This window comes from Streptomyces sp. NPDC005494, assembly GCF_042872025.1.
Lineage (GTDB): Bacteria > Actinomycetota > Actinomycetes > Streptomycetales > Streptomycetaceae > Streptomyces.
Genome location: NZ_JBIAJR010000003.1, coordinates 588,011 through 612,449 on the forward strand (window position 1 = coordinate 588,011; position 24,439 = coordinate 612,449).

General features: G+C 72.7%; 20 protein-coding genes and 1 tRNA gene. 13 read left to right on the top strand and 8 right to left on the bottom strand.

Translation table 11 applies throughout. The features are described 5' to 3' along the window. The first annotated feature begins 26 nt into the window (after positions 1-26). Both ACFYQ6_RS12625 and ACFYQ6_RS12630 read left to right on the top strand, forming a co-directional pair. Positions 27-917 (top strand): ADP-ribosylglycohydrolase family protein, encoded by an 891-nt coding sequence (locus ACFYQ6_RS12625; protein WP_361573669.1) that lies wholly within the window; start codon positions 27-29, stop codon positions 915-917. Between the two features lie 160 nt (positions 918-1,077). Further along, positions 1,078-1,932, top strand: a complete 855-nt coding sequence (locus ACFYQ6_RS12630; protein WP_388762825.1) for a hypothetical protein — start codon at positions 1,078-1,080, stop codon at positions 1,930-1,932. Here the strand turns inward: ACFYQ6_RS12630 and ACFYQ6_RS12635 are convergent. The 6 genes from ACFYQ6_RS12635 to ligD form a co-directional block, all read right to left on the bottom strand. Beyond that, entirely contained in the window at positions 1,925-2,998 is a 1,074-nt protein-coding gene (locus ACFYQ6_RS12635) for an amidase family protein (RefSeq protein ID WP_388762827.1), read from the bottom strand. The genes ACFYQ6_RS12630 and ACFYQ6_RS12635 overlap by 8 nt on opposite strands. Before the next feature lie 42 nt (positions 2,999-3,040). Continuing rightward, positions 3,041-4,498 carry a penicillin-binding transpeptidase domain-containing protein gene (locus tag ACFYQ6_RS12640; RefSeq protein ID WP_361573675.1) on the bottom strand — a complete coding sequence of 486 codons (1,458 nt, stop codon included), beginning with the start codon at positions 4,496-4,498 and terminating at the stop codon, positions 3,041-3,043. Then, positions 4,495-5,922 (bottom strand): FtsW/RodA/SpoVE family cell cycle protein, encoded by a 1,428-nt coding sequence (locus ACFYQ6_RS12645; protein WP_361573677.1) that lies wholly within the window; start codon positions 5,920-5,922, stop codon positions 4,495-4,497. The genes ACFYQ6_RS12640 and ACFYQ6_RS12645 overlap by 4 nt, the downstream gene beginning before the upstream one ends. Positions 5,923-6,004: 82 nt before the next feature. Beyond that, entirely contained in the window at positions 6,005-6,325 is a 321-nt protein-coding gene (locus tag ACFYQ6_RS12650; RefSeq protein WP_356738256.1) for a zinc-ribbon domain-containing protein, read from the bottom strand. Continuing rightward, positions 6,322-8,451 carry a PBS lyase gene (locus tag ACFYQ6_RS12655; RefSeq protein WP_361573679.1) on the bottom strand — a complete coding sequence of 710 codons (2,130 nt, stop codon included), beginning with the start codon at positions 8,449-8,451 and terminating at the stop codon, positions 6,322-6,324. Before ACFYQ6_RS12655 ends, ACFYQ6_RS12650 begins: the two co-directional genes overlap by 4 nt. 271 nt (positions 8,452-8,722) lie before the next feature. Next, positions 8,723-9,616, bottom strand: coding sequence for a non-homologous end-joining DNA ligase (ligD, locus tag ACFYQ6_RS12660; protein ID WP_361573681.1), 894 nt, complete (start codon positions 9,614-9,616; stop codon positions 8,723-8,725). Between the two features lie 59 nt (positions 9,617-9,675). On the opposite strand from ligD, the gene ACFYQ6_RS12665 reads away from it, so the two are divergent. Beyond that, entirely contained in the window at positions 9,676-10,839 is a 1,164-nt protein-coding gene (locus tag ACFYQ6_RS12665) for a Ku protein (RefSeq protein WP_388762830.1), read from the top strand. 167 nt (positions 10,840-11,006) lie between these two features. On the opposite strand, the gene ACFYQ6_RS12670 is transcribed toward ACFYQ6_RS12665, so the two are convergent. Further along, positions 11,007-12,683 carry a hypothetical protein gene (locus ACFYQ6_RS12670; RefSeq protein WP_388762831.1) on the bottom strand — a complete coding sequence of 559 codons (1,677 nt, stop codon included), beginning with the start codon at positions 12,681-12,683 and terminating at the stop codon, positions 11,007-11,009. Positions 12,684-12,991: 308 nt separating this feature from the next. Between ACFYQ6_RS12670 and glyA the strand changes: the two genes are divergently transcribed. From glyA to ACFYQ6_RS12710, 8 genes are all read left to right on the top strand, one after another. Beyond that, on the top strand, positions 12,992-14,308 hold the full coding sequence (glyA, locus tag ACFYQ6_RS12675; RefSeq protein ID WP_361573687.1) for a serine hydroxymethyltransferase: 1,317 nt from the start codon (positions 12,992-12,994) through the stop codon (positions 14,306-14,308). Positions 14,309-14,472: 164 nt separating this feature from the next. Then, a complete protein-coding gene (locus tag ACFYQ6_RS12680; RefSeq protein WP_388762833.1) occupies positions 14,473-15,645 on the top strand; it encodes an NERD domain-containing protein in 1,173 nt (390 codons plus the stop codon). 138 nt (positions 15,646-15,783) lie between these two features. Further along, positions 15,784-16,743 (top strand): D-2-hydroxyacid dehydrogenase family protein, encoded by a 960-nt coding sequence (locus ACFYQ6_RS12685; protein WP_388762835.1) that lies wholly within the window; start codon positions 15,784-15,786, stop codon positions 16,741-16,743. Between the two features lie 126 nt (positions 16,744-16,869). Next, the gene (locus ACFYQ6_RS12690; RefSeq protein WP_361573693.1) at positions 16,870-17,550 is read left to right on the top strand and encodes an SUMF1/EgtB/PvdO family nonheme iron enzyme; all 681 of its coding nucleotides are present in this window, start codon (positions 16,870-16,872) and stop codon (positions 17,548-17,550) included. A 66-nt stretch (positions 17,551-17,616) separates the two neighbouring features. Next, positions 17,617-18,153 carry a DUF488 domain-containing protein gene (locus tag ACFYQ6_RS12695; RefSeq protein ID WP_361573695.1) on the top strand — a complete coding sequence of 179 codons (537 nt, stop codon included), beginning with the start codon at positions 17,617-17,619 and terminating at the stop codon, positions 18,151-18,153. A 74-nt stretch (positions 18,154-18,227) separates the two neighbouring features. Further along, a complete protein-coding gene (locus tag ACFYQ6_RS12700) occupies positions 18,228-18,959 on the top strand; it encodes a hypothetical protein (protein ID WP_361573697.1) in 732 nt (243 codons plus the stop codon). Positions 18,960-19,799: 840 nt separating this feature from the next. Further along, complete coding sequence (locus ACFYQ6_RS12705; protein WP_388762837.1) at positions 19,800-20,657, top strand: hypothetical protein; 858 nt, start codon at positions 19,800-19,802, stop codon at positions 20,655-20,657. 320 nt (positions 20,658-20,977) lie between these two features. Next, positions 20,978-21,976, top strand: coding sequence for a hypothetical protein (locus tag ACFYQ6_RS12710; protein WP_388762839.1), 999 nt, complete (start codon positions 20,978-20,980; stop codon positions 21,974-21,976). 482 nt (positions 21,977-22,458) lie between these two features. Here the strand turns inward: ACFYQ6_RS12710 and ACFYQ6_RS12715 are convergent. After that, positions 22,459-22,530, bottom strand: a tRNA-Arg gene (locus ACFYQ6_RS12715). Positions 22,531-22,667: 137 nt separating this feature from the next. On the opposite strand from ACFYQ6_RS12715, the gene ACFYQ6_RS12720 reads away from it, so the two are divergent. Both ACFYQ6_RS12720 and nrtL read left to right on the top strand, forming a co-directional pair. Beyond that, complete coding sequence (locus ACFYQ6_RS12720; protein ID WP_361573703.1) at positions 22,668-23,150, top strand: response regulator; 483 nt, start codon at positions 22,668-22,670, stop codon at positions 23,148-23,150. Positions 23,151-23,241: 91 nt separating this feature from the next. After that, the gene (gene nrtL / locus ACFYQ6_RS12725) at positions 23,242-24,429 is read left to right on the top strand and encodes an ArgS-related anticodon-binding protein NrtL (protein ID WP_388762841.1); all 1,188 of its coding nucleotides are present in this window, start codon (positions 23,242-23,244) and stop codon (positions 24,427-24,429) included. Positions 24,430-24,439 lie beyond the last annotated feature (10 nt).

Sequence of the window (24,439 nt, forward strand, 5' to 3'; positions counted from 1 at the left end):
CCGGGCCGTGCGGAGAGGATGGGGGCATGAACTCGACCACCGTCACAGGGGATCGCGCGGCGGCACGGCGCAGCCTGGAAGCACTCGCGCTCGGTGACGCGTTCGGGGAGCGGTGGTTCCCGCTGTTCAGGCCGCCCCGTCAGGCCTACGCGGAGGTCCGGGCGCGCCGGACCCCGCACGAGCCCGTGTGGCACTGGACCGACGACACCGCCATGGCGCTCGCCGTGCAGCGGGTGCTCGACGAGTACGGGCAGGTCGAGCAGGACCGGCTCGCCCTGTACTACGCCCTGGCCTTCGACGCGGACCAGGCCCGCGGTTACGGGCACGGCATGCATCTGCTCCTGCCGCAGCTCCTGTCCTCCCCGGCCGACTGGCGCACCCTGGCGCCCACGCTGTTCGAGGGCGGCAGCCTCGGCAACGGCGCCGCGATGCGTGTCGCGCCGCTCGGGGCACGCTTCCACGCCGACCTCGGCCGTGCCGCCGAGCAGGCGGAGCTCTCGGCGGTCGTCACCCACTCCCATCCCGAGGGCGTGGCCGGGGCGGTGGCGGTCGCCGTGGCCGCGGCCCTCTCGGTGCGGGGGGAGCTCACGCTGGAGGCGGTCGCCGAGCGCACGCCCGAAGGGCTGGTGCGTGAGGGCGTGCTGCGTGCGGCGTCGGTGCCGTTCGCCACGGAGCCGTGGAAGGCGGCCGACATCCTGGGCAACGGGCGGCGGATCAGGGCCGACGACACGGTGCCGTTCGCGCTGTGGACCGCCGCCCGCCATCAGGGCGACCTGGAGGCCGCCCTGTGGTCGACCGCGGAGGGGTTCGGGGACGTGGACACGACGTGCGCCATCACCGGGGGCGTCGTCGGCGCGGCCACGGGTGTGGACGGGGTACCCGCCGAGTGGCGCCTGCGGCGGGAACCACTGAACTGAGTCCCGACGGGTCGATCGGCCCGCCCGTACGCCGGCGGACGGTGCCGGCCGGCCGGCGGGCGGATGCGCGGAACCCAGGCCTGTTGTGGCCCCCGGCGACCATCGGCCCGTACGCGCCCGCTCCGGCCGCCCGTTCCTCCAGGTGACGTACCGTGAGCGCATGAGCATGCCACCGCCGCAGCAGAATCCGTACGGGCAGCCCTCGCCGCACAGCCCTTACGGGCAGCACCCCCTGCCGCAGCAGAACCCGTACGCGCAGCAGCCGCCGTACCCGCCCCAGCAGCCGGTCCACGGCTACCCGCAGCAGCCCCAGGGCGCGCCAGGGCCGTGGGGGAACGCGGGCGGGCCCGGGTGGCCGCAGCAGCACATGCAGCCGCAGCCGCCGCGCAGGAACCGGGCGGGGCTCGTCGTGGGCATCGTGCTGGGGGCGCTCGTCCTCGTACTCGCCGTCGGCTTCGGGGCGTTCGCGCTGCTCGGCAACGGCGCGACGACGGCGTTCCCGGAGGCCACGCACAAGCTCGTGGTGGACAAGACGGTGCTGAAGGGGGAGTTCACCCTCACCCAGGACCTGTCGGACACCGAGGGCAAGGAGATCGAGGAGGCGCCCGACCCGACCGTCCGGGGCGGCAAGGCCGCGCTCGCCCAGTACGGCTCCGAGGAGAACGGCATGCTGGTGCTCTCGGGCCTGTACGGGCGGCTGTCCGACCCTTCGCTCATGAGGACGAAGATCCTGGAGGGGGGCACCGGGGCGGAGGGGACGACCGTGGCCGTGCCTCCGGAGGAGTTCAGGCCCGCGGGGTACGACATCACCGTGGAGTGCCAGGTCGTGAAGATCAAGGAGATCGGCCTGACGGTCAACAAGCCGGTGTGCGCGTGGGCCGACGGGAACACCGCCGCCATGGTCTCCGTGCTCCGCACGGGCGATCTCGACAAGGACGCGCAGTCCGTCGACCTGGACAAGGCAGCCGAGGAGACCGCGCAGGTCCGGTCCGAGCTGCGCCGGCCGATCAGCTGAACCGGGGCGGCCGGGACGCCGGCAGGACGCGCTCCACCGCGCGCGCCATGCCGAGCAGCGCCGCGTCCGTGCCCCGGGCGGTCACCAGCTGGAGGCCCACGGGGCAGCCATCCGGTGTGAAGCCGGCGGGCACGCTCGCCGCCGGATGGCCACTGAGATTGAACGCCCAGGTGAGGGCCGTGGAGTAGACGTCCCCCGGGCCCTCGTGGCCGTGCGGGCGGTTGGGCGTGACCGGGGTGAGCAGCAGGGGCGCACGGGCGAAGCAGGCGTCGAGCGTACGGTCGTTGGCCTCGCCCAGCTTCCGGGCCGAGGGCGTCGGCCGTGCCGCACGCGTGGCGAACCACGCCTCCGCGGGGTCGAGCAGGTCGCACCCGCCCGGCACCGGACGCACGACCCCTGCCGCCACCAGCCGGTCCACCGCCTCCCGGACGACCCGCGCCACCTCCGGGTCCACGGAGGCGAAGCCGAGTCCGGGACTGTGGACCACGGGCACGGGGAGCAGCGCGGGCTGCGGACGGTATCCGTCCAGGACGTGGTGCAGCCAGGTCTCCGCCCGGGCGGCGGAGCTCGCCAGCACGCCCGGCGACGCGAGGCCCGTGCGGTCGGGGGAGGGCAGCAGACCTCTCGTCGTCCGCAGGCCGAAGACACCGCACCAGGCGGCCGGGATCCGTACCGACCCCGCGCCGTCGCTTCCCGTGGCCAGCTCCACCAGGCCCGCCGCGACCGCCGCCGCCGATCCCGCCGAGGAACCGCCCGGAGTCCGGTCGGGCCGCCACGGGTTGACCGTGCGGCCCCGCGCTCCCTGCCCCCAGGTCTGCCACGCGGTGCCCGGGGCGGGCACCGAGGTCGCACCCACCGGTATCCCGCCCGCCGCGGCCAGCCGGACGGCGGCGTACGAACGGATGCCCGCGGCGCCCTTCACGGCGAACGGCAGCCCGGCGAGCGGGAGCCGGGACGCGGCCCGCGCGCGGCCGCGCGCCTCCTCGTGCCAGACCTCGGTGAAGGCGCACAGCTCGGGGTCGAACCGGTCGATCCGGGCGAGGGCCGTCTCCAGTGCCGTTGTCATGGCCCCAGTGTGCTGCGTGTGCCGGACAGCGGCGGGACCGGCTCAGTTCCGCAGCGCGGCCTCCATGACCGCTCGGGCGATCGGAGCCGCGTTGCCGCCTCCGCTGATGTCCGCCCGGTCTGCCGACGCGTCCTCCACGACCACCGCCACGGCGACCGCGGGACGGCCGGAGTCCGGGGCCTGGGCCCAGGAGATGAACCAGGCGTAGGGCCTGCCCGAGTTGTCGACGCCGTGCTGAGCGGTGCCCGTCTTACCGCCCACGGTCACCCCGTCGATCGCCGCGTTGGCACCGGTGCCGTTCTCCACCACGTCGACCATCATCCGCTGGAGCTGCTGCGCTGTGGCCGGGTTCATCGCCTGGTGGTACGACTCCGAGCCGGGCCGCCGGACGGTGTCCCCGTCGTCGGTCGTCAGCCGGTCGACCAGGTGAGGGCGCCTGAGCTCCCCGCCGTTGGCCACCGCCGCGGCCACCATCGCCATCTGCAGCGGGGTCGCCGTCGTGTCGAACTGGCCGATCGAGGAGAGTGCCAGCTGGTCGTCGCTCATGTCGCTGTCGAAGTTGCTGCGGGCCACCCGGGACGGGATCTTCAGGTCGTTGTCGTTGAAGCCGAACCGGCCCACCGCCTCCAGCATCCCGTCCAGCCCGACCTCGACGCCGAGATGGGCCATCACCGTGTTGCAGGAGACACGGATCGCCTCGGCCAGCGAGGCCTTCTCGCAGCCCCGTGCCTCGTTGGGCAGCGTCGTGGAGGTGCCGGGCAGGACGTACGGGGATGGGGTGTCCGTCTCCGCGTCCGGATCGGTCACCACCTGGGCGTCCAGCGCGGCCGCCGCCGTCACGATCTTGAAGGCGGATCCGGGCGGATAGGTCTGCCGGATGGCCCTGTTGAGCATGGGCTGGCTCGTCGAGCGGTTGAGCCTCGTCCACGCCCCGGTGACAGCGGAGCCCGTCCCGGACAGGACCTCCGGGTCGTACGAGGGGGAGGAGACCAGCGCCAGGATGCGCCCGGTGGACGGGTCGAGCGCCGCCACCGCCCCGCGCCGGCCGTCCAGACCTTCGTACGCCGCGCGCTGCATCGCGTCGTCGACGGTGGTGACCACGTCCCCGCCGGGCTGCCTGCTCCGGGTGATGTCGCCCCACAGCGGCAGCGGGGCCAGGATCGGGTCGGTGCCGGAGAGGATCGCGTCCTCGGCGTTCTCCAGCAGCGTGGTGCCGTACGTCTGCGAGGCGTAGCCCGTCACCGGCGCGTACAACGGGCCGTGCCGGTAGGTGCGTTCGTACGCAAGCTGCTGGCCGGTGTCCTTCGAGCCGGTGACGGGCTCGTCGCCGACGAGGATGTTGCCGCGCGGCTGGTCGTAACGGTCGATCGTGGTGCGGCGGTTGGCGGGGTTCGAGTTCAGCTCGTCGGCCTCGAAGAGCTGGACGCGCGCGGCGTTCGCCAGCAGGGCGACGAGCAGCAGCAGACAGAAGCCGGCGGCGCGCCGGATGTAGCGGATCACCGCTCCTCCCCGGCGGTGGGCCCGGGGGCGCCGGGACCGGAGCCGGGAGCGGCGGACCCGGGTGCGCCGGAGCCGGCGGGGGCGGGCCCCGCGGCGGGGTCGGGGGTGCGGGCCACGTCGCTGACCCGGATGAGCAGGGCCACGATGATCCAGTTGGTCACGACCGACGAACCGCCCTGGGCCAGGAACGGCATCGCCATCCCGGTCAGCGGGATCAGCCCCATCACGCCGCCCGCGATCACGAAGACCTGGAGCGCCAGGATCGAGGCGAGGCCGATGGACAGCAGCCGGCCGAAGGGGTCACGCAGCGCCAGCCCCGCGCGGAAGCCGCGGGCCACCAGCAGCGCGTACAGCAGGAAGATCGCGGTGAGCCCGGCCAGACCGAGCTCCTCGCCCGCGGTGGCCAGGATGAAGTCGGACTTCGCGGCGAAGCCGATCAGGATCGAGTGCCCGAGTCCGAGACCGGTGCCGAACATCCCGCCCGCCGCGAAGGCGAAGAGCGACTGGGCGAGCTGGCTGGGCCCCTCGCCCGCCTCGATGGTGGCGTACGGATTCAGCCAGTCCTCCACCCTGCTGTGCACATGGGGTTCGAAGGAGCCCACGGCGAAGGCGCCCGCGGCGGCGAGGAGCAGCCCGACGGCGATCCAGCCGGTCCTGCCGGTCGCCACGTAGAGCATGATCACGAAGAGGCCGAAGAAGAGCAGCGAGGTGCCGAGGTCCCGTTCCAGGACGAGGACGCCGACGCTGAGCAGCCAGATCGCGACGATGGGGCCCAGGACCCGTCCGGTCGGGAACTGGAGTTTCCAGATCCTGCGGCCGGTGTACGCGAGCGCGTGCCGGTTCGCCGCGAGGTACGCGGCGAAGAAGACCGCGAGCAGGATCTTGGCGAACTCGCCCGGCTGGAAGGAGAGCCCGCCGACACGGATCCAGATCTTGGCCCCGTTCACCGCGGGGAAGAAGATCGGCACGATCATCAGCACCAGGGCCGCCGCCACGGAGAGGTACGCGTAGCGCTGGAGCACCCGGTGGTCGCGCAGCAGGACGACGACCGCGATGAAGAAGGCGACGCCGAGCGTGGACCAGATCAGCTGGGTCGTCGCCGCCCGGTCGCTCGGTGTCTCCAGATCGAGCCGGTAGATCAGCACCAGACCCAGCCCGTTGAGCAGCACGGCGATCGGCAGCAGCAGCGGATCGGCGAACGGGGCACGGAAGCGGACCGCGAGATGGGCGAGCAGGGCGAGCAGGCCGAGACCGGCGCCGTACCCGGCGACGTCGGGGGGTACGGCGTTGTTCCGGGCGAGGCCGACGGCGGCGTAGCCGTAGACGGAGACGATCACGGCCCCGATCAGGAGCGAGAGCTCGACCCCGCGCCGCTTGGGCAGGCGTAGCTCGGGCGGGCGCGCGTCCGCCGTCGTTGCGGTCATGCACCGCAACGTAGCAAGAGGCGGGTGTTATTTCCCTTATGTCAGCTTCGTGGCACTCCCTGGCGGACGGTCCCGCGGCGGTTCAGCTCTGGTAGGGGTTCTGGCCGCCGGGCGGCGCGTAGCCGGGCTGCTGCTGCGCGGCGCCGTACGGATTGCCGTCCTGCCCGCCCTGGGCCTGCGCCAGCAACTGGTCGGCCTGCTCCTTGGGTATCTGCCGCTCCCCGCCGCAGAAGGTGCACTGCGTCGCGTACTTCGTGGAGAAGGGGAACAGCGGCACGAAGAACAGCGTGAACTTGGTGACCTTCTTGCGCAGGGTGTGCGCCGCCGGATTGCCGCACCAGCCGCACACCATGGTGAGGACCGCCAGCTGGTACAGATAACCCCGCGTACCGAAAATGATCATGATGTGGTTCCTTTCCCCGCTTCTCCCTGAAGCGCCCGCCGGCAGAGCGCCAGCAGCTTCTCGTCCCTGTAAGTGTCGTGACTCCCGTACCCGCCGTCCATCGCGTTGTGGCGGCGTACGGAGAGGAGCTCGGCGCGCAGCACCCGTGTCGCGTCCGAGCCTGCACCGCCGGGGCCCATCAGCGCCAGGCATTCCGCGACCCGGACCCTGACGTGACGGTTCCTCTCCCATGCCGACAGGAGGACCGGAACCACGTCGGTGGTCCGTCCCGAGACCTCCCACAGGGCGATCGCCGCCTCGACCCTGAGCCACAGCTCGTCGTGCGACAGCAGGGCCCGCAGCCGCGGCGCCGCGGCTGCGGCGAGGGGACCCAGCGCGCCCAGGGCGCTCGCCGCGGCCAGGGACTCGCGCGCCCGGTCCGCCCGCAGCCCCTGGGTCAGCACGGGCAGCACCTCCTCGGCATCGCCGGTGACGGCCCACAGGGCCTCCGCCGCCTCCGTCGCCGCCCCCGTCCCGGGCCGGAGGATCAGTCGCCGCAGCTCCGGAACGGCGCAGCCGGCGGCCGGCCCGAAGGACGCCAGCGCGCGTACGGCCGCCGTGCGCAGCCACTCGCCCCGGTACTCGGGAGCCCCCCGCAGCACCCGCAGCACCTCAGGGGCGGCCTCGCCCGCCCGCAGCGCCGTGAGCCCGGCGAGCAGCGGGCTCGCCCGGTCGTACGCGCTCTCGTCCAGAGCGACCTCGGCGAGCCTGCGCCGCAGCGTCCCGGCGAGCGGGGCCGCCGCGTCACCGAGGCACCGGATGGCGAACCCCGTGTCGTGCGGCACCTCCGGCCGCTCCAGCGCCGACGCCAGTGCGGGCAGCACCCGGGCATCGCCCAGCCCGGCCAGCGCCTTCACCGCCGAACCCAGTCCTGGCGGCCCGCCGGCCCACTCCCTCACCCACGCCGAGGGGTCCGAGGCCACCCGGCCGGCCAGGGCGTCGGCGGCCGGCGCCGCCAGACCGAACAGCTCCTCCAGCACGTGCGATGCGGCGTCGGCGAGGCGCGGCTCCGGATCGCCGAGCTGGGCCCCGATCAGCCGCACCAGGCCCTCGTACGAACCGCGCCAGGCCCGGATCAGCCCGCCGCTCATCCGCACGGCGTCGACGCGCTGCCGGGGATCCGGGCTGCCCAGCTGGTCCATCAGGAGCGCCGTGCGGTCGTCCACCCGGTCGCCCAGCCCGCTGTGCAGCGTCCGCAGCAGGTCGGCGGCCCAGGGGGCGCCGCGCCCCGCGGACTCCTCGGCGGCCAGCTCCCGCAACTGTCCCACCAGGGTCGGCGCGGTGGCGCGGTCCGGCGGCCCGTCCTCGCCGGGCGGCTGTTTCGCGGCGGCCGGTTCCGGCCGGACCGGCCCCGAGCGCAGCTCCCGCAGCAAGGCCGACACCAGCCGTACGACATCGCCGGGCAGCGCGTCCGGGGCGCACCTGGCCAGCTGGGCGAGGGCCGCGAGCCGCAGCCCCGGCGAGTACGCCTCGGCGGCCAGCCGGCTCAGCCAGTCCGCGGCCTGTCGGCCCAGCCGCCGGTGGCGCAGCGCGATCCGCCCCGCGGCCTCGACGAGCGCGAGCCGTACCTCGTCGTCCGCCTCCACCGGCAGCCGCTCCCGCAGCAGCGCGAGCACCCTGTCCGGCCGCTCGTGCAGCGTCGCCAGGGCCAGCGGGGCGGCGAGCCGTACGCCCGGGTCCTCGTCGGCGACGAGCTCGAAGAAGACCGCCGAGCCGGCCGACACCGCCGCCGCGGCCATGGCGTAGTTGGCGACGCCCTCGATCTCGTCCTCGTCCAGCTCGTCGAGACCGTCCTCGTCCTCCTCGTCCAGATCGATGCCCCCGATGCTGGTCAGCAGTTCGACGATGCCGCCCCGGTCCCGTATGCCGGGGTCCACGGCCAGCTCGAAGAGGAAAGGGATGCAGGCGAGCGTGCACGCGTACACGTCGCCCTGGTGGTGCACCGCGCCGTACATCCCGTCGAGCGCGCTCTCCCGCTCCGCCGGATCGGCGGAGGCGAGCCCGTGCAGGAGCCCCGGCACGTCGTCCGCCGGACCGTAGGCATGCTCCATCGAGGCCCAGTCGACCTCGTCGATCCCCCTGAACACGCCACACCCTCCCGTGTCTTGCCTCCGCGTCCCGGGCGCGGCGGGAAACCGCGTCCGCGAAGCAGCGTCTGCGCAGAGTGTGCACCACGGCCAGGACAATCCACCCGCCAGTTGCGGCCTTTCCTCGCGGCGACCCCCACGGCTGTGAACAGGCTGTGCGCCTCCCCTCCACTCAGCGTCCGGGCGGCCGGTGTCCGATGCAGTGCCTGGGCCGGTATCTGGTGCAATGTCCGGGCCGGTGTTCGGGTCAGCGCCCGGGCCGGTGTCCGGGTCAGCGCCCGGGAAGGGGCCTTGCCTGCCCGGGATCGTTCAGCGGGCCGAGCAGGTCACCGTGCCGGTCCAGCCGCGCGGCCATGTCGCCCGCGAGGAAGACCAGCTCCTCCGGTGCCTCGCACGCCTCGATCTCGTCCCAGGTGACCGGCGCGGAGACGGTGGGCCGGCCCTTCGCGCGCAGGGTGTACGGGGCCGCGGTCGTCTTCGCCGCCGCGTTCTGGCTGAAATCCACGAAGACCTTGCCCGGCCGCAGCGCGCGCGTCATCCGGTGCACCGCCAGCTCGGGCAGCGCGCCCTGTGCCTCCACCGCCAGCTCCTTGGCGTACGCCGTCACCTCGTCGGAGGGGGTGGGGACCAGGGGGACGAGCAGGTGCAGCCCCTTGGAACCGGAGGTCTTCCCGTACGCCGCGAGTCCGTCCGCCGCCAGCCGCTCGCGCAGCCACAGGGCGACCACGCAGCACTCGACGGCGCCCGCGGGCGGCCCGGGGTCCAGGTCGAACACCATGCGGTCGGCCACGGCGGGGGAGTCCTGCCGCCACTGATGCGTGTGGAACTCCACCACGAGGTTCGCGGCCCACATCAGTGAGGGGAGGTCCTGCGCGAGCACCTGCCGGGCGCCCGGATCGTCGCTGCGCGGCACCGGGGCCGTGCGCACCCAGTCGGGTGTACCGGGCGGCGGATTCTTGGTGAAGAAGCGCAGCCCTTCCGGGCCGTCCGGATAGCGCAGGAAGGACAGCGGGCGGTCGCGCAGGTGGGGCAGCATGGCGTCCGCCGCCGTGGCCGCGTAGTAGTGCAGCACCTCGCCCTTGGTGGTCCCGGAGGCCGGGTAGAGCACCTTGTCGAGATTGCTGAGCGCCAGGCGCCGCCCCTCCACCTCTGTGATCGGCGTCATACGATAAGAATCACATGAAATCGGATCAATGACGGCGTGCCGGGCGTAAGGGGTGAACGGTGAGGTCCATCTGGAACGGCTCCATCTCGTTCGGACTGGTCAGCATCCCGGTCAAGCTCATGAACGCCACCGAGAACCACTCGATCTCCTTCCGGCAGATCCATCTCGCCGACGGCGGCCGGATCCGCTACCACAAGGTCTGCGAGCTGGACGAGGAGGAGGTCCCCGCATCCGAGACCGTCAAGGCGTACGAGGACGCCGACGGCACCGTGATCCCGGTGACCGACGAGGACCTCGCCTCACTTCCGCTGCCCACCGCCAAGACGATCGAGATCGAGGGGTTCGTGCCCCCGTCGGCGATCGATCCGCTCCAGCTGGACTCGGCGTACTACCTCTCCGCCAACGGCGCCCCCGCGGCCAAGCCGTACGCCCTGCTGCGTGAGGCCCTGAGGCGCAGCGGGAAGGTCGCCGTCGCGAAGTACGCCCTGCGGGGGCGGGAACGGCTCGGGATGCTGCGGGTGGTCGACGACGTGATCGCCATGCACGGCCTGCTGTGGCCGGACGAGATCCGCGCCCCGGAAGGCGTCGCCCCCGACTCGGGCGTCAAGGTCCGTGATGCAGAACTCGACCTGGCCGACGCGCTGATGAACACCCTCGGCGACGCCGACATGGACACGCTGCACGACGACTACCGCGAGGCGGTCGAGGAACTGGTCGCGGCGAAGGCGGCCGGTGAGCCCGTCGCGGAGGCCGAGGGCGAAGAGCCCGAGGGTCAGGTGATCGACCTGATGGCGGCGCTGGAGAGCAGCGTGCGGGCCGCGAAGGAGTCCCACGGGCAGGACTCGGGGCGCGGGGGTGAGGTGGCGGACGTCCACCACATCGGGTCCGGCCGGGGTGGCGGCGCGAAGAAGTCCGGGACGTCCGGGCGGGCCCCGGCGAAACGGGCGGAGAGCGGGAAAGCCGCGGCGGGCAAGCCGGCCGCGAAGAAGACCGGCGCGAAGAAGGCGGCAGGGGACGAACCGTCCGCGAAGAAGACGGCGGCCAGGAAGACCGCGACGAAGAAGGCCCCGGCGAAGAAGGCCGCCCCGGACAAGGCTCCTGCGAAGAAGGCACCTGCGAAGAAGGCACCGGCGAAGAAGACGGCGGCGAAGAAATCGGCGGCGGCTAAGAAGTCGACGGCGAAGCAGTCCGGCGGGGGCACCCGGAAGCGCGCCTCGGCCTGACGCGTTGCCGCGCCGGCCGAAGCGTGTCCGGCGCCGGCCCCGGCAGCGCCGACCGAGGCGTCTCCGGCACCGGCACCCGCCTCGGCCGGCGCAGGCCGAGGTGTGTCCGGCGCCGGCCTCGGCCGGCGCAGGTCGAGGCGGGACGCTCGCAGGTCAAGGCGGGGCGCTCACCGATGGGCGGACGCGGGTTCCAGCGGGTCCGGCAGCAGGGGCAGGTCCAGGCCGTACTCGTCCTGCTCGACGACGTACGTGCAACTCGTGTACGAGTAGCCGGGCTTGACGCTGGTGCCCGACGTGTAGTTGTCCACGGCCGCATCCTCGTCCGAGCCGCGCTTGTACAGGAAGTGGTAGTCGCCCGCCGGGAGGTTCAACCGCGCCTTCGGGTACGACCTCCCGTCGGCCCGGCAGGACTTCGAGGATCCGGCGGCCTCACTGGGGTACCGCGCGCAGCCGCCGCAGGCCTTCAGCTTCAACGTGCCCGTGACCGGGCCCGTGTAGAGCACCTCGACGCCGGAGGGCGCGTCGTTGCTGATGACCAGCTCCATGCGGGCCCCGCCCGGACTTCCGCTCCTGGGCAGGCGCTTTCCGGCCGACGGGCGGTCCTCGGCTATCTCGGCGGCTATGGCGATGTTCCGGGCCTGCTTTCGGCGCCGGTCCTCCTTGTACGTGTCCGCGAAGTCGCCCAGGGTCTGCCGTGCCTCGGTGAAGTGCTTGTCCTCGAACTCGTCCACACCGCAGGCGTACACGCCGTCGCGCACTCCGGCGTCGGCCTGCCGTTCCAGCGAGGGCACCGAGGTCTCGGGGAGCCCGGCGACCAAGGTGCGCGTGCCGCGCAGCTGGTCGGTCACGGCGCAGGGGTCCGAGCCCTTCAGGCCCGCCACCTGCTTGCGTATCGTCGTGCTGATCGCCGGGCCGACCTGCCCGGCCTGCGAGGACTCGGGGAACGTACGCAGCAGGGCGCCCAGCTCCTCGCCGCCCGAGCTCGTCCCCGTACCGCCGAGCCGGGAGACCCCGCAGGCGTACAGCGACTCCGCGAGCGGGGTGTCGGGCCAGTCCGCGAGATCGCCGAGCAGTTTCCCGTCCACGCTGTCGGGCACCGTCCGCAGATACGTCAGGGGGGCGATCGCCTCGCAGTGCTCCTTCGCACGGTACGGCGAGGCGACCGAGGTGTAGTAGGCCTTGAGCCGCGCGGGCACGAGGGCGGCGGCCCGCGAGCCCGCGTGCTCCTCGCCCAGCTCCCGGTAGAGGGTGAGCGCGTAGTGGTAGTCGCCCTTGGACAGCGCGAACGGGCTCTTCGCCGCCTTTTCGACCAGATCGTCGCCCTCCTCCAGACGACCGAGCAGCTCCTGCTCCACGGCCTCGTCCCGGGCGGAGCCGTAGGCGAGGGTCCCGCCGACCGGGACCGCGAGCAGCAGCAGTCCGAGGGCGGCGGCCAGGAGGGGCCGGGACGCCCGGCCGGTGTCCGCGCGCAACGCGATGCGGGCCGCGTCGGCACCCGCGAGGACGAGCAGCAGGAGATAGGCGGCGACGAGCGCCTCGGGAACCCCGTCCGGATCGGCGGGGAGGGCGACCAGCAGGAGAATTCCGGTCGCCGCCCAGCTCACCGCCGCTCGTCGGGTGCGGCGCACCAGGAGGTGGCCGAGGCCGAGGCCGGAGAGGTTGAGCAGGCCCGCCGAGAGGGCGCGCAGTGCGGCTCCCTGCGGTGGCGTGCCTGCGGGTGGGCCCGCGGGCGGGGGCGGCGGCTGGATCCCGCCCCACGGGTACTCCGGAAGACGCTCCGTCCCGGACTCCGCTCCGGACCCGGGTCTGGATCCGGGCACACCCCGCTGATCACGTGATTCCATCACGGCCCCCCACCGCCGAACCTCGTCAGGTCGCGGGGAAACTGCCCACTCCCGCACCCGTTCACGCCCGGTCCGCATCACCCGGCCGAAATGGCGCGAAAGCATTGCTCCGACCGTGTGCGGCCCTCATGGGCCGACCTTGCGCGGCATGCTGCGGCACCGGCCCGCCGCGCAGTAGAGTGCGGAACGCCGCGACTGGCGCGCACCCGGCAGGGTGCTGCGTGGAACCGACCACGAGGGAGCGGCACACTCCGGGCACGCCCGGGGCGTCATCGCCGGAGGGCCGTCCGCCTGGGCAATCCGGGTCCATGTCGCCCGCGTGCGACCGACCCGGGAGGATCCCCGTGGCCGTACAGCCGTCCGAAGCCCGCCGCCCCGCCCTGACCGCCGCCGATCCCGAACTCGCCGCATTGGTGAACGCCGAGGAGCGGCTCCAGGCGGACACCCTGCGCCTCATCCCCAGCGAGAACTACGTCTCCGCCGCCGTGCTGGAGGCGTCCGGCACCGTCCTGCAGAACAAGTACTCCGAGGGCTACCCCGGGAAGCGGTACTACGAGGGCCAGCAGGTCATCGACCAGGTCGAGACGCTCGCCGTCGAGCGAGCCAAGGCGCTGTTCCGCATGGATCACGCCAACGTGCAGCCGTACTCGGGCTCGCCGGCCAACCTCGCGGCCTACCTCGCGTTCCTGGACCCCGGTGACACCGTCCTCGGGATGTCGCTGCCGATGGGCGGCCACCTGACGCACGGCTGGGGTGTCTCCGCCACGGGCACGTGGTTCCGGGGCGTGCGGTACGGGGTGCGCCGTGACACCGGGCGCATCGATCTGGACGAGGTCCGCGACCTGGCGCGTGCCGAGCGGCCCAAGGTGATCTTCTGCGGGGGGACCGCCGTACCCCGCGTGATCGACTTCGCCGGCTTCGCCGAGATCGCCCGTGAGGTGGACGCCGTCCTGGTGGCCGACATCGCCCACATCGCGGGGCTGATCGCGGGGGGAGCGCACCCTTCACCCGCCCCCTACGCCGACGTGGTGTCGACGACCACCCACAAGACCCTGCGCGGGCCGCGCGGGGCGATGCTGCTGACCCGGGCGGAACACGCCAAGGCCGTCGACCGGGCCGTGTTCCCCGGCCTCCAGGGCGGGCCGCACAACCAGACCACCGCCGCCATCGCGGTGGCGCTGAAGGAGGCGGCCGGGGAGGGATTCGCCGCGTACGCACACCAGGTCGTCGCCAACGCCCGCGTACTGGGCGAGGAACTGGCGGCCCGCGGCTTCGACCTCGTGTCGGGCGGCACGGACAACCATCTGCTGCTGGCCGACCTCACCGGCAAGGGCGTCTCCGGGAAGATCGCGGCCAAGGCGCTCGACCGGGCCGGGATCGTCGTGAACTACAACACCGTGCCCTACGACCCCCGGAAGCCCTTCGATCCGTCCGGCATCCGTATCGGCACCCCCGCGCTGACGTCCCGGGGCATCCCCGCATCCGAGATGGCGGCGGTGGCGGAGTGGATCGGTCTGGTGGTCGATGCCGCTCGTACAGGTGACGAAGCGACCGTTTCCAAGGTCCGCGACGAGGTCAGGACGATGATGGACGCCTATCCGGCGCCGGGGCTCCCCCTGGTCTGACGGGGGCGCCGGAGCAGTTCGGGCCGGGGCACGCGGGGCCCGGACTGCTCCGTAACGCCGGGCTCCCGATTCCGCGCGCCCGTCCTGCGCCCTGTGCTGCTGCCGGATAGCCGTACAGGCTGGCGGGGGAGACGGACGCCGGCACTGTGAACAGAGGGGGCACGATGCAGGATCTCAAGGTCACGTCATGGCAGCTCTTCGGGCACGACCGGCTCTATGTGAACCTGCCGGACGGCACAGCGATCGGCTGGGCGGACCGGGGCAGCGGCACCATCACGGTGCTGCACCCTCGCTACCGCGACGCCGTGACCGACGCGCTCGCGCGTCAGGTCCCGGACCTCCCGGCCCTCGTCGGTGAGGACGCCCCGGCGGGGCCGCCGGCGCCGCGCACCCCGCCGCAGGTTCCGAGGATCCCGCCGATGCGGGGGATGCGGAAGCGGGGCGCGGTGAACGGCGTGCCCGCGCAGAAGCCACCGCCCGCAGCGGAGTCGGTCCCCGGACGGAGTCCGGCACCCGTGCCGCCCGGCGTGGACGGAGCGGCGGTGGAGGCGGTCGTGCCGCCCGTCGAGGGCGGGGCGGCGGTGGAGTCGGCCGTGCCGCCCGTCGAGGGCGGGGCGGCGGTGGCGTCCGCGACCGGGGCGGAGGCGGAGGAGGTCCGGCCGTCGCCGTCGGTGCCGCGGCGGGAAGGCTCCCCGCGCGCGCCCGGCCTGCCCGCGCTCACCCCGGCGAACGACCTCGCGGCACGCCGGCCGGGCGCGAAGCTCCGGCAGCAGCTCGGAGAGTCGGGCACCGGGGCGTTCGTACGGGCGGCGACCGGTGCGCTGCGGCGGAACAAGGACGGGGACCCGCGCCGGGGCGCCCTCGCGGGGGAGCGACGCGTGGGGGCGGAGCTCAAGCGGCTGACCCGGCACGGCTGGCGGGTCCTGCACTCCGTGCCCCTGCCGGACGGCACGGAGATCGGGCATCTGCTCATCGGGCCCGGTGGAGTGTTCGCGGTGAGCACCGAGCACCGCCCCGGGGCGTCCGTACGGATCGGCGACGGCACCCTGCGCATCGACGACGGGACCCCGCAGCCGTACGAGCTCGACGACCGCCCGGGCACCCGGTGGGCGCGTGCCGCGCTGGAGACGCACTGCGCCTTCGATGTGCCCGTCCAGACCGTGCTGGTGTTCACCGGCGTCACCGCGCTGGAGGTGGTCGCGACCCCGGCGGGAGTCCGTGTCTGCCGTGAGCGCCAGCTGTCGGCACTCGCCCCGCTGACCGGCGTGCTCACCGCGACCCAGGTGGAGCGCGTCTACGACGTCGCGCGCAACGGGGAGGCCTGGCCGGACGCGTGAGCGCGGAACGGGGCCGGTAGATTCACCCGTGCCGCCGCGGGGCCTCGCCGCCGAAGGCCGCGCAGCCGCGAGGGCTCGCCGCGCCGCCGAGGCCGTCCAGCCGCGGGGGCCTTGCCGCGCCGCCGAAGGGGAAGACACATGAAGCTCCGCTGTGCTGTGCTCGACGACTACCAGTCCGTGGCGTCCACCGCCGCCGACTGGTCGCCGGTCGCCGGTGAGGTCGACGTCGTGTGTTTCGAGGACCACTGTGCGAGCGAGGACGAACTCGTCACGCGGCTGTCCGAGTTCGACATCGTCGTCACGCTCCGGGAGCGCGTGCCCTTCCCGGCGACCCTGATCGAGCGGCTGCCACGCCTGCGGCTGATCGTCGCCTCCGGCATGCGCAACGCGTCCATCGACTACGCCGCCGCCGAACGTCACGGCGTCACCGTCTGCGGCACCGCGAGCACGGCCACCCCGCCCGTGGAGCTCACCTGGGCCCTGCTGCTCGGCCTGGCGCGCGGGATCGTGACCGAGGCCGACGCTCTGCGGGACGGCGGCCCCTGGCAGTCGACCGTGGGCGCCGATCTGTACGGTCGCAGACTCGGCATCCTCGGCCTCGGCAAGATCGGCAGCAGGGTCGCCGCGGTCGGCCTCGCCTTCGGGATGGACGTGGTGGCCTGGAGCGCGAACCTCACCCAGGACCGCGCCGACGAGGTGGGGGTGGGTCTCGCCGCCTCCAAGGAAGAGCTGATGGAGACCAGCGACTTCGTCTCCGTGCACCTGGTCCTCGGCGAACGCACCCGAGGGCTGCTGGGCGCGAAGGAACTAGGTCTGATGAAGCCCGGCAGCTACTTGGTCAACACCTCCCGGGCGGCGATCGTCGACCAGGACGCGCTTCTCGACGTCCTGCGCCGGGGAGCCATCGCGGGTGCCGGGGTCGACGTGTTCGACGTGGAACCCCTCCCGGCGGGCCACCCGATGCGCAGCGCGCCGCGCCTGCTGGCCACACCGCACCTGGGCTATGTCTCACAGGCCAACTACGCGGCGTACTACGGTCACGCGGTCGAGGACATCCGTGCGTATCTCGACGGCGCGCCCGTCCGCAGGCTCGGCTGAGAGGATCCGTCGCAGGGGCCGGGTTCACCGGCCCGTGTGACGCGCCGGGTTCACCGGCGGTCGACCGGCGATCGAAGTAGCCTGTGCGCGGGGGCATTTCGGTCCCCAGGACAGGGAGGGCGCCGCGTGAGCCTGCTCGACGACGAGACGGCGGCGGGCATGGTCCGGATACCGGCCGGAACGGTCGATCTCCGCGACGACCGCCGCGGCACACAGTGGCAGGAGTCCCTCCAGCCCTTCCTGCTCGCACGTCTCCCCGTCACCCTCGGGCAGTACTGGGCCCTCACGGACAGGACCCCCGACCCCTCCGTGTCCCATGCTCTGCCGGTGACGAACGTCAGCTGGCTCGACGCCGTCGACCTGTGCAACCACTTCTCGGCCCGCGTCGGCCTGGCCCCGGTCTACTCCCGCGACGCGAGGAGCGGCGAGGTCGTGCGCGACCCGGCCGCCGACGGCTACCGCCTGCCCACGGAGGCGGAGTGGCAGTACGCGTGCAAGGCGGGTACCACCGGCTACCGCTACGGTGAACTCGACGGCATCGCCTGGTACGAGGGCAACTCGGACGGCAGACTCCACGAGGTCGGCGGCAGGACCCCGAACGCCTGGGGTCTGTACGACATGCTGGGCAACGTCTGGGAGTGGTGCTGGGACCTCTACGACGAGGAGGTCTACGGCGCATACCGCACCTTCCGCGGCGGCGGCTGGGCGGAGGCGGAACGTGGCTGCGGTGCCACGGTGCGCCGTCGCAGCCACCCCACGTTCGCGATCGACGACCTCGGTTTCCGGATGGCCCGCAACGTGAGCTGACCGGCGCGCGGGGACGCCGCGGTGTCGCGAGCGGCCCCAGGGCGCGGCGGAAGGCATCATGACGTGGTGCACGAAATCTGGACGGTCGGCCACTGGACGTGCCCGGAGGAGACGTTCGTCGGCCTGCTCGACGCCCAGCGCATCGACGTCCTGGCCGATGTCCGGGCACACCCCGGTTCGCGCCGGAGCCCGCAGTTCTCCCGCGACGTGATGAGCGAGTGGCTGGAGCCGGCCGGGATCGACTACGTGTACCTGGACGAGCTCGGCGGCCGGCGGCGCAAGCAGGACGTGGACCCGGCCGTCAACGCGGGCTGGCACAACCCCAGCTTCAGGAACTACGCCGACTACACGCTGCTCCCGGCCTACGAGCAGGGCATCACCCGCCTGACCTCGCTCGCGGAGCGCGGCCGTGTCGCCGTCATGTGCGGCGAGCCGACACCGTGGCGCTGCCATCGCCTGCTGATCGCCAACACGCTCACCGCCCTTGGCTGGACGGTCCGGCACATCATGGGGCCCGGCGAGCCACGCGTCCATGAACTGGCTGCCTGGGGCGCGGAGCCCCGGGTCGACGAGAACGGCCGGGTGACGTACCCGGCTCCGTAGGCGCACCTCGGTGAAAAACCGTACGGGTGAACGAGGGTGTGTGAGGTACGTTCTTGGCACTCGAAGGGGGCGAAGTGACCAAGCTCAACCAGATCATCGCCGTGGAGAAGGGTGTCAAGAGCAAGTCGCTCCAGGACATCACCGCGGCCCACCACAAGGTGCAGAAGCCGGCGCTGCTGGCAGGCATCTCGCGTACGTACCAGCCGAAGGACGAGGAGGGCGAGCAGCTGCCGCCCGAGTCCGCCCGAGTGCAGGTCAAGGCCGAGGAGGCGCTGCGTGAGATGTCCGCGTCGCTGACCCGCCTCTTCGACGTCACCGCGACGAAGGACTGGGCCAACTGCTCGGCCCGCGCCGACGTCGTCGTCGACGGACGTACGGTCGTCGCCGAAGTCCCGGTCAGCTACCTGCTCTTCCTGGAGAAGCAGCTCACCGACCTGCACACCTTCGTGAAGAAGCTTCCGGTCCTGGACGCCTCCGAGTCCTGGTCGCTGGACCCCTCGACGGACTGGTGGAAGACGGACCCGGTCCGCACGATCCGCACGAAGAAGGTCCCCCGCAACCACGTCAAGGCGGAGGCGACCGACAAGCACCCGGCGCAGGTCGACGTGTACTACGAGGACGTGCCGATCGGCTACTGGACGACCGTGAAGTTCTCCGGAGCGCTGCCGGCGCGCCGGGTGAACGAGCTGCTGGAGCGGGTCGAGAAGCTCCAGCACGCCGTGAAGTTCGCGCGCGAGGAGGCGAACGGCGCCGAGGTCACCGACCAGCGGGTCGGAGACGCGGTGTTCGGCTACCTGTTCGGCTGACGCCGGACGCGCCAGGCGGCACCCCCAAGAACGCCCCCGCGCCAATGCCGTGGGGGCTGCGCACCCTGCACGAGGCGGAATTGAGGTCCGCCCCGTGTGACGAGCGCAAGCTGAAACTGACGTTCAGCCTGAAGACGCGGTAACGGTGGAGGTTCGAGTCCTCCCCCCGGCACCACATGCCGGGGTGGCCCAACATGGCAGAGGCAGCCGCGATCAATCTCAGACTCTCGCTCCAGCTTCAGTATCGCCGCCGATTGCCAGATCGACCGAGTACGGACGAACACCGTTGAATGCTGGTTCGAATCCGGCCTGCGCCTCTACGCGGCGCGGTAGTTCAAAGGCAGAACGCGACGGTATGACGACTGATCCGCACTCTTAAACGGCGCTGGCAAGCGCAATTGGGTGGCAACCCCAGGGGCCCGGGAGCTGGATACGACTCCCGGGCTCCGCCACGTCCGGGCCCCGGCCGGTTGCGACGTGCGCAGGCTGTAATACATGCGGGGCTCGGCGCCGGCTCCCGCGCCCGCTCCGCCCGCCGCCGTACCCGTAACGCCGTCCTCCGTGTTCTCGCAGGCCACCGTGGTCACCTTCCGCGCGTACCGCCCCGTCGATCCGTTTCTGACGCGCTCACAACGCCAGCCCGCGCGCCGAGCGTTGCCCCGCGTGCGTACGCTGACGCACCGCGCGGCCGGCGCGATCCGCGGTTCGCCCTCCCCTCCCGGGGTAACGGCGACAGAGGGCTCGGTCCAGTCGGCCAACGCCTGCCCCCACGGGCCCGATCCGCGATCACGATGACCGATTCGAGGGATACGGGTCACCCGTCTGCTGTACGTTCCTGACATGGGCACGGGTGAAATGAGCGAGAACGCGGAGTCGCGCTTCTCCGCTCTTCTGGCGAGCGCGGCAAGGCTTCCGGGTGTGCGGGTCGACAGGGAGGCGTACCTCCGGACGGCGCTGGCCCGTCATTGCTCGGAGGACCAACTGCGCCGGGCGATGGAGGAGAACCCCGCAGCGGCGGGCATCCCTCTTGATGTTCTGGACAGGGTGGCCGACGCCTCCATTCGCTACGAGACCGCCAAGGTCAGCGCGGTCTCCGCGGCTGCCGGCCTTCCCGGAGTCCTCGCCCTGCCCGCCACGGTGCCGGCCGATCTGGCCCAGTACGTCGCCCACATGCTGCGCATCGCGCAGAAACTCGCCTACCTCTACAGCTGGCCCGATCTCTTCTCCACCGACAAGGACGACCTCGACGACGCCACCAAGGGAGTGCTCACGCTCTTCTTCGGGGTGATGTTCGGGACCCAGTCCGCGAACGCCGCCGTGGGGAAGCTGGCGGGGATGATCTCCGAGCAGGTGGCCAAGAAGCTGCCTCAGCAGGCGCTGACCAAGGGTGTCGTCTATCCGATCGTGAAGAAGGTCGCCCAGTACCTCGGCGTCGAGATGACGAAACAGACCTTCGCCAAGTCCGTCTCGAAGGCGATTCCCGTGGTCGGGGCCGCAGTGTCCGGCGGGCTCACCTATGCGACCTTCCGCCCCATGTCCAAGAGGCTCAAGACGCATCTCTCAGGCCTGGAACTCGCCAAGCCGGTCGGTGGCCAGGTCATCCCGGGTGAGGTCATCCAGGACGAGGACCGCCCGGCCGCGGACGAGGCGAAGATCCCGAAGCCCGGTCGTGACTGGCGTGTCCTGAAGCGTCGATAGGCCGGGGCTCGGGCCCCGCGCGAGGACGGTCGCCTGGTGGAGGTGTCGGCCGGCCGCTGGGACGTCCTCGACCGCCTGCCCGCGGGCAAGACGGTCGTCGCCGGACTGCACCTGCCGGGCTGACGGCGCCCGACGCCCCGACGCCGGGCAGGCCCCCGTCCGCAGGCTCCGCCTGGCGCGGCGTAAGGCCGACGCGATCCCATCCCTCTGCCTCCTGACCCCGCCGGGCGCCCGGCCCGCCCACCCTGCGGTCAGGGCGACGGAGCCCCGGTTATCCACAGGGGATGCGTGTCTGCCGGTCGCCATCGGACACTTCGTCCGTGCAGGATCTGACTGAACTCACGCACAACGGCGTGTTACTCACCGCCCATGCCCTGGCCGCCGGCTGGCCCGCCCGCAGGCTCACCCGGCGACTGCGCCGCGACGGCTGGGCTCGGATTCACCGGGGCGCGTGGTCGGCGCCGGGCGTGCCGGTCGACTGGCTTCTGAGTGCCCGCGCGATGCAGATACTGCGACCCCGTCTCGTCGCCAGTCACCGTACCGCCGCCGCGCTGCACGGCATCGAACTGCTCTGGAGTGGGCCCGGGTCCGCGCCGCTGGAGTTCAGTACGACGTACCGCGGCTCGACCGACCGGCCCGCCGGTGTCCGCGTGCGGTGGGCGACGAGCCTTGCCGACAAGGACCGGACCGTACGGAAAGGGCTGGCCGTGACCACGCCCGCGCGGACGGTCGCCGACCTCCTGCGCGCCGGACCTGGTGACGACGAGGCGGTCGTCGCGGCGGACTCCGCCCTCTCGCCCCGCCGGGTGGCGGGAGTGACCCGCCCAGCCCTGGTGACCCTGGCCGGCCTCACGGCCGAGCTCGCCCCGCCCCTGGACGGCGCGCAGCGGGCGCGGCTTCGGCTGCGCCTCACGGACCCGGCCGCCGAGTCACCCGCCGAGACGGTCGCGCGCCTGCGGATGCACGACGCCGGACTGCATCCCGCGTCCCAGGTGGAACTGCGCGCGCAGTCCGGCCGCAGCCTCCGCCCGGACTTCCTCTTCCTCGCGGAGGGCCTGGTGGTCGAGATCGAGGGTTATGCCTTCCACGGCACACGCGAAGCCCACGCACGGGACGCCCTGCGCTTCAACGAGTTGGCCACATGTGCGGGCGTGAGGAGGGTTCTGCGCTTCACGGCTGCGGAGGTCTTCCGCCGACCGGACGCGATGGTCGCCACCATCCGCGCGGCACTGACCGACCTGACCGGGACGCCGGGTGTGCCGGACCGTGGGCGGTATGGGACGCGCATGGGGCGTAAAACGGGTGTCGAGGTGTCCTGAAGCGCCGATGACTCCGGCGCCCAGGTCGGTCTTCCGGCCCGTGACGAACGTCTCCGGTTCGGGCAGGCCGAGGTGGTCGAAGGCTGCGTCCTCATCGGCCCTCCTGAACTGCGGTCGGGAGCGGCCTGCTTGACGGTAGGAGCGAGCTGCGTCGTAGGCGTATCTCAGGTCGATGAGATCAGATGTGCGAACGGAGGCGCGGCCGTTCTCGACGCGGCTGATCTTGCCCGTCATGCGGTCGAGCGCCCGTAGGTGCGCGAACGGTTCGCGCAGTTCGTGCGCAAACTCCACCGCCGCGCTGGAGTCGCGGGCACCGAGCGCCTCTGAGCGAGCCCGCTCCCAGGGCTGCGGGGCAGAGGAGTACATGCGCCCGAGGTGGCCCCCGCCATGGCGGAGACGCCTTCGGTTCTCCGGTACATGAAAAAGACCCCCTGCTCAGTGTTCCCACTGGCGAGAGGGTCTTTTCGGCACTTCCTGCGAAGTGCCCCCGGCAGGATTCGAACCTGCGCACCCGGCTCCGGAGGCCGATGCTCTATCCCCTGAGCTACGGGGGCGTTGTCGCTGCGCTCGGCGGCGACGAGTGAAACCCTACCAGCTCCGAGGGGGTGTCCGGGAACAGGTATTTCCGCGTCGCGGGCGCCCACGTGAGGCGGCTGGGGGAGGGGTACCGGCCACTCCTGCGGGGGCGGAAGTGGGCAAAACCCGGACGCAGCTCCTCCGGTCGACCTACTCTCGAAGGGTGTCAGGGGCGTACGGCCGCGTGCTTGTTGTGGACGACAACAAGGTCATCCGGCAGCTGATCAGGGTCAATCTCGAGCTGGAGGGCTTCGAGGTCGTGACCGCGGCTGACGGCGTCGAGTGCCTGGACCTCGTGCACGAGGTGCGTCCCGACGTGATCACTCTGGACGTCGTGATGCCCCGGCTCGACGGAATCCAGACCGCCGCCAGGCTGCGCGCCGATCCCAGGACCGTGCACCTGCCCCTCGCCGTCGTGAGCGCCTGCACTCCGTACGAGGTGGAGTCCGGGGAGTACGCGGGGGTCGACGCCTTCCTCGCCAAGCCGTTCGAGCCGAGCGAACTGGTGCGCATGGTGCACCGGCTCGCGCAGCGGGAGGACCGCGTGCCGCTGGACGGCAGGCGCGGGGCGGGAAGGGCCGGGAGCGCCGCCGGCTGACGGGGCGGCCGCGCGCACCGGCTGCGGGGCCGCTGCCCGTATGGCGAAACCGGTTGGCGAAGTGCCCCCCGTCCTCCCATACGCTTGTCCTGTGACCCCCGCAGATCTCTCCAGGACCGTGCTGCACGCTGTGCGCCGCGCGGTCGACGAGGACGCCCTGCGCGCGCCCGTGCCCGCGTGCGTGCGGGTGGAGCGGACGCGGCCCGGCGGGAGCGGGGACTACGCCTGCGCGGTGGCGCTGCAGCTCGCGGGGCCCGCGGGCATTCCGGCGCGAGGGGTGGCCGAGATCCTCCGGGAGCGGGTCGCCGGGGCGCCCGGGATCGGGCGGGTCGAGATCACCGGGCCCGGCTTTCTGAACTTCACGATCGACACCTCCGCCGACGGCGCCGCCCGCGTGCGCGAGGTGCTCGCGCAGGGCATCCGGTACGGGTGGGGCGCCGAATGCGCCGGGCAGGTCCACCAGCTCCACCACCGGCGCGAGGTCCGGGCCGCGGTCCTGGCGGGCGCCGTGGCGAAGCTGTTGCGCGCGCAGGGCGCCCTGGTGCGCGTCACCTGCGAGGAGGCGCCCGACCTCGACTGGGCGCGCCTCGGTGTCACCGTCGACGCGCACGGACATCCCCCCACGCCGCTCACGGAGGTCCGGCCCCTTCCCGCCGGAGCCACGGCCGGTGAACTGCTGGAACGGCTCGGCGTCGACGCCACCCGCTGGGGCCTGCTGCGCGCCGCGGGGCACGACCGCGCGGCCCTCGGCGACGAACTCCTCGTACAGGGGGAGGGCAACGGGCTCTTCCACGTCCGCTACGCCCACGCCCGCGCCCGCGCGCTCATCCGCGAGGGCGCGCGCCTCGGTCTCACCGGCGCGCACGGGGCCGAGAACGACGCGCCCGAGCGCGCCGACGGCCCGCAAGCCCCCGCGCCCGACGCCCCCGCGTCCGGCTCCCGCGCAGCCGACGCCCCCGCGCCCGACGCCCCCGCCTTGCACGCCGCCCTCGCCGACCACCCCGGTGTCCTCGCCCCCGCCTTGCACGCCGCCCTCGCCGACCACCCCGGTGTCCTCGCCGCCGCCGCCCGCCACCAGGCGCCCGACCGGCTCGCCCGGCATCTCGAGACCCTGGCCGACGCCTTCCTGGACTTCCAGGGAGCGACCCCGCCCCTCCCCGTCGGCGACGAGAAACCCTCGGCCGCCCACCGCTCACGGCTGGCTCTTGCCGAAGCCGCCGGGACGGTGCTCGCAGGCGGCCTGTCCCTGCTCGGCATCAGCGCGCCCGAACACCTCTGAGACCTGAGAG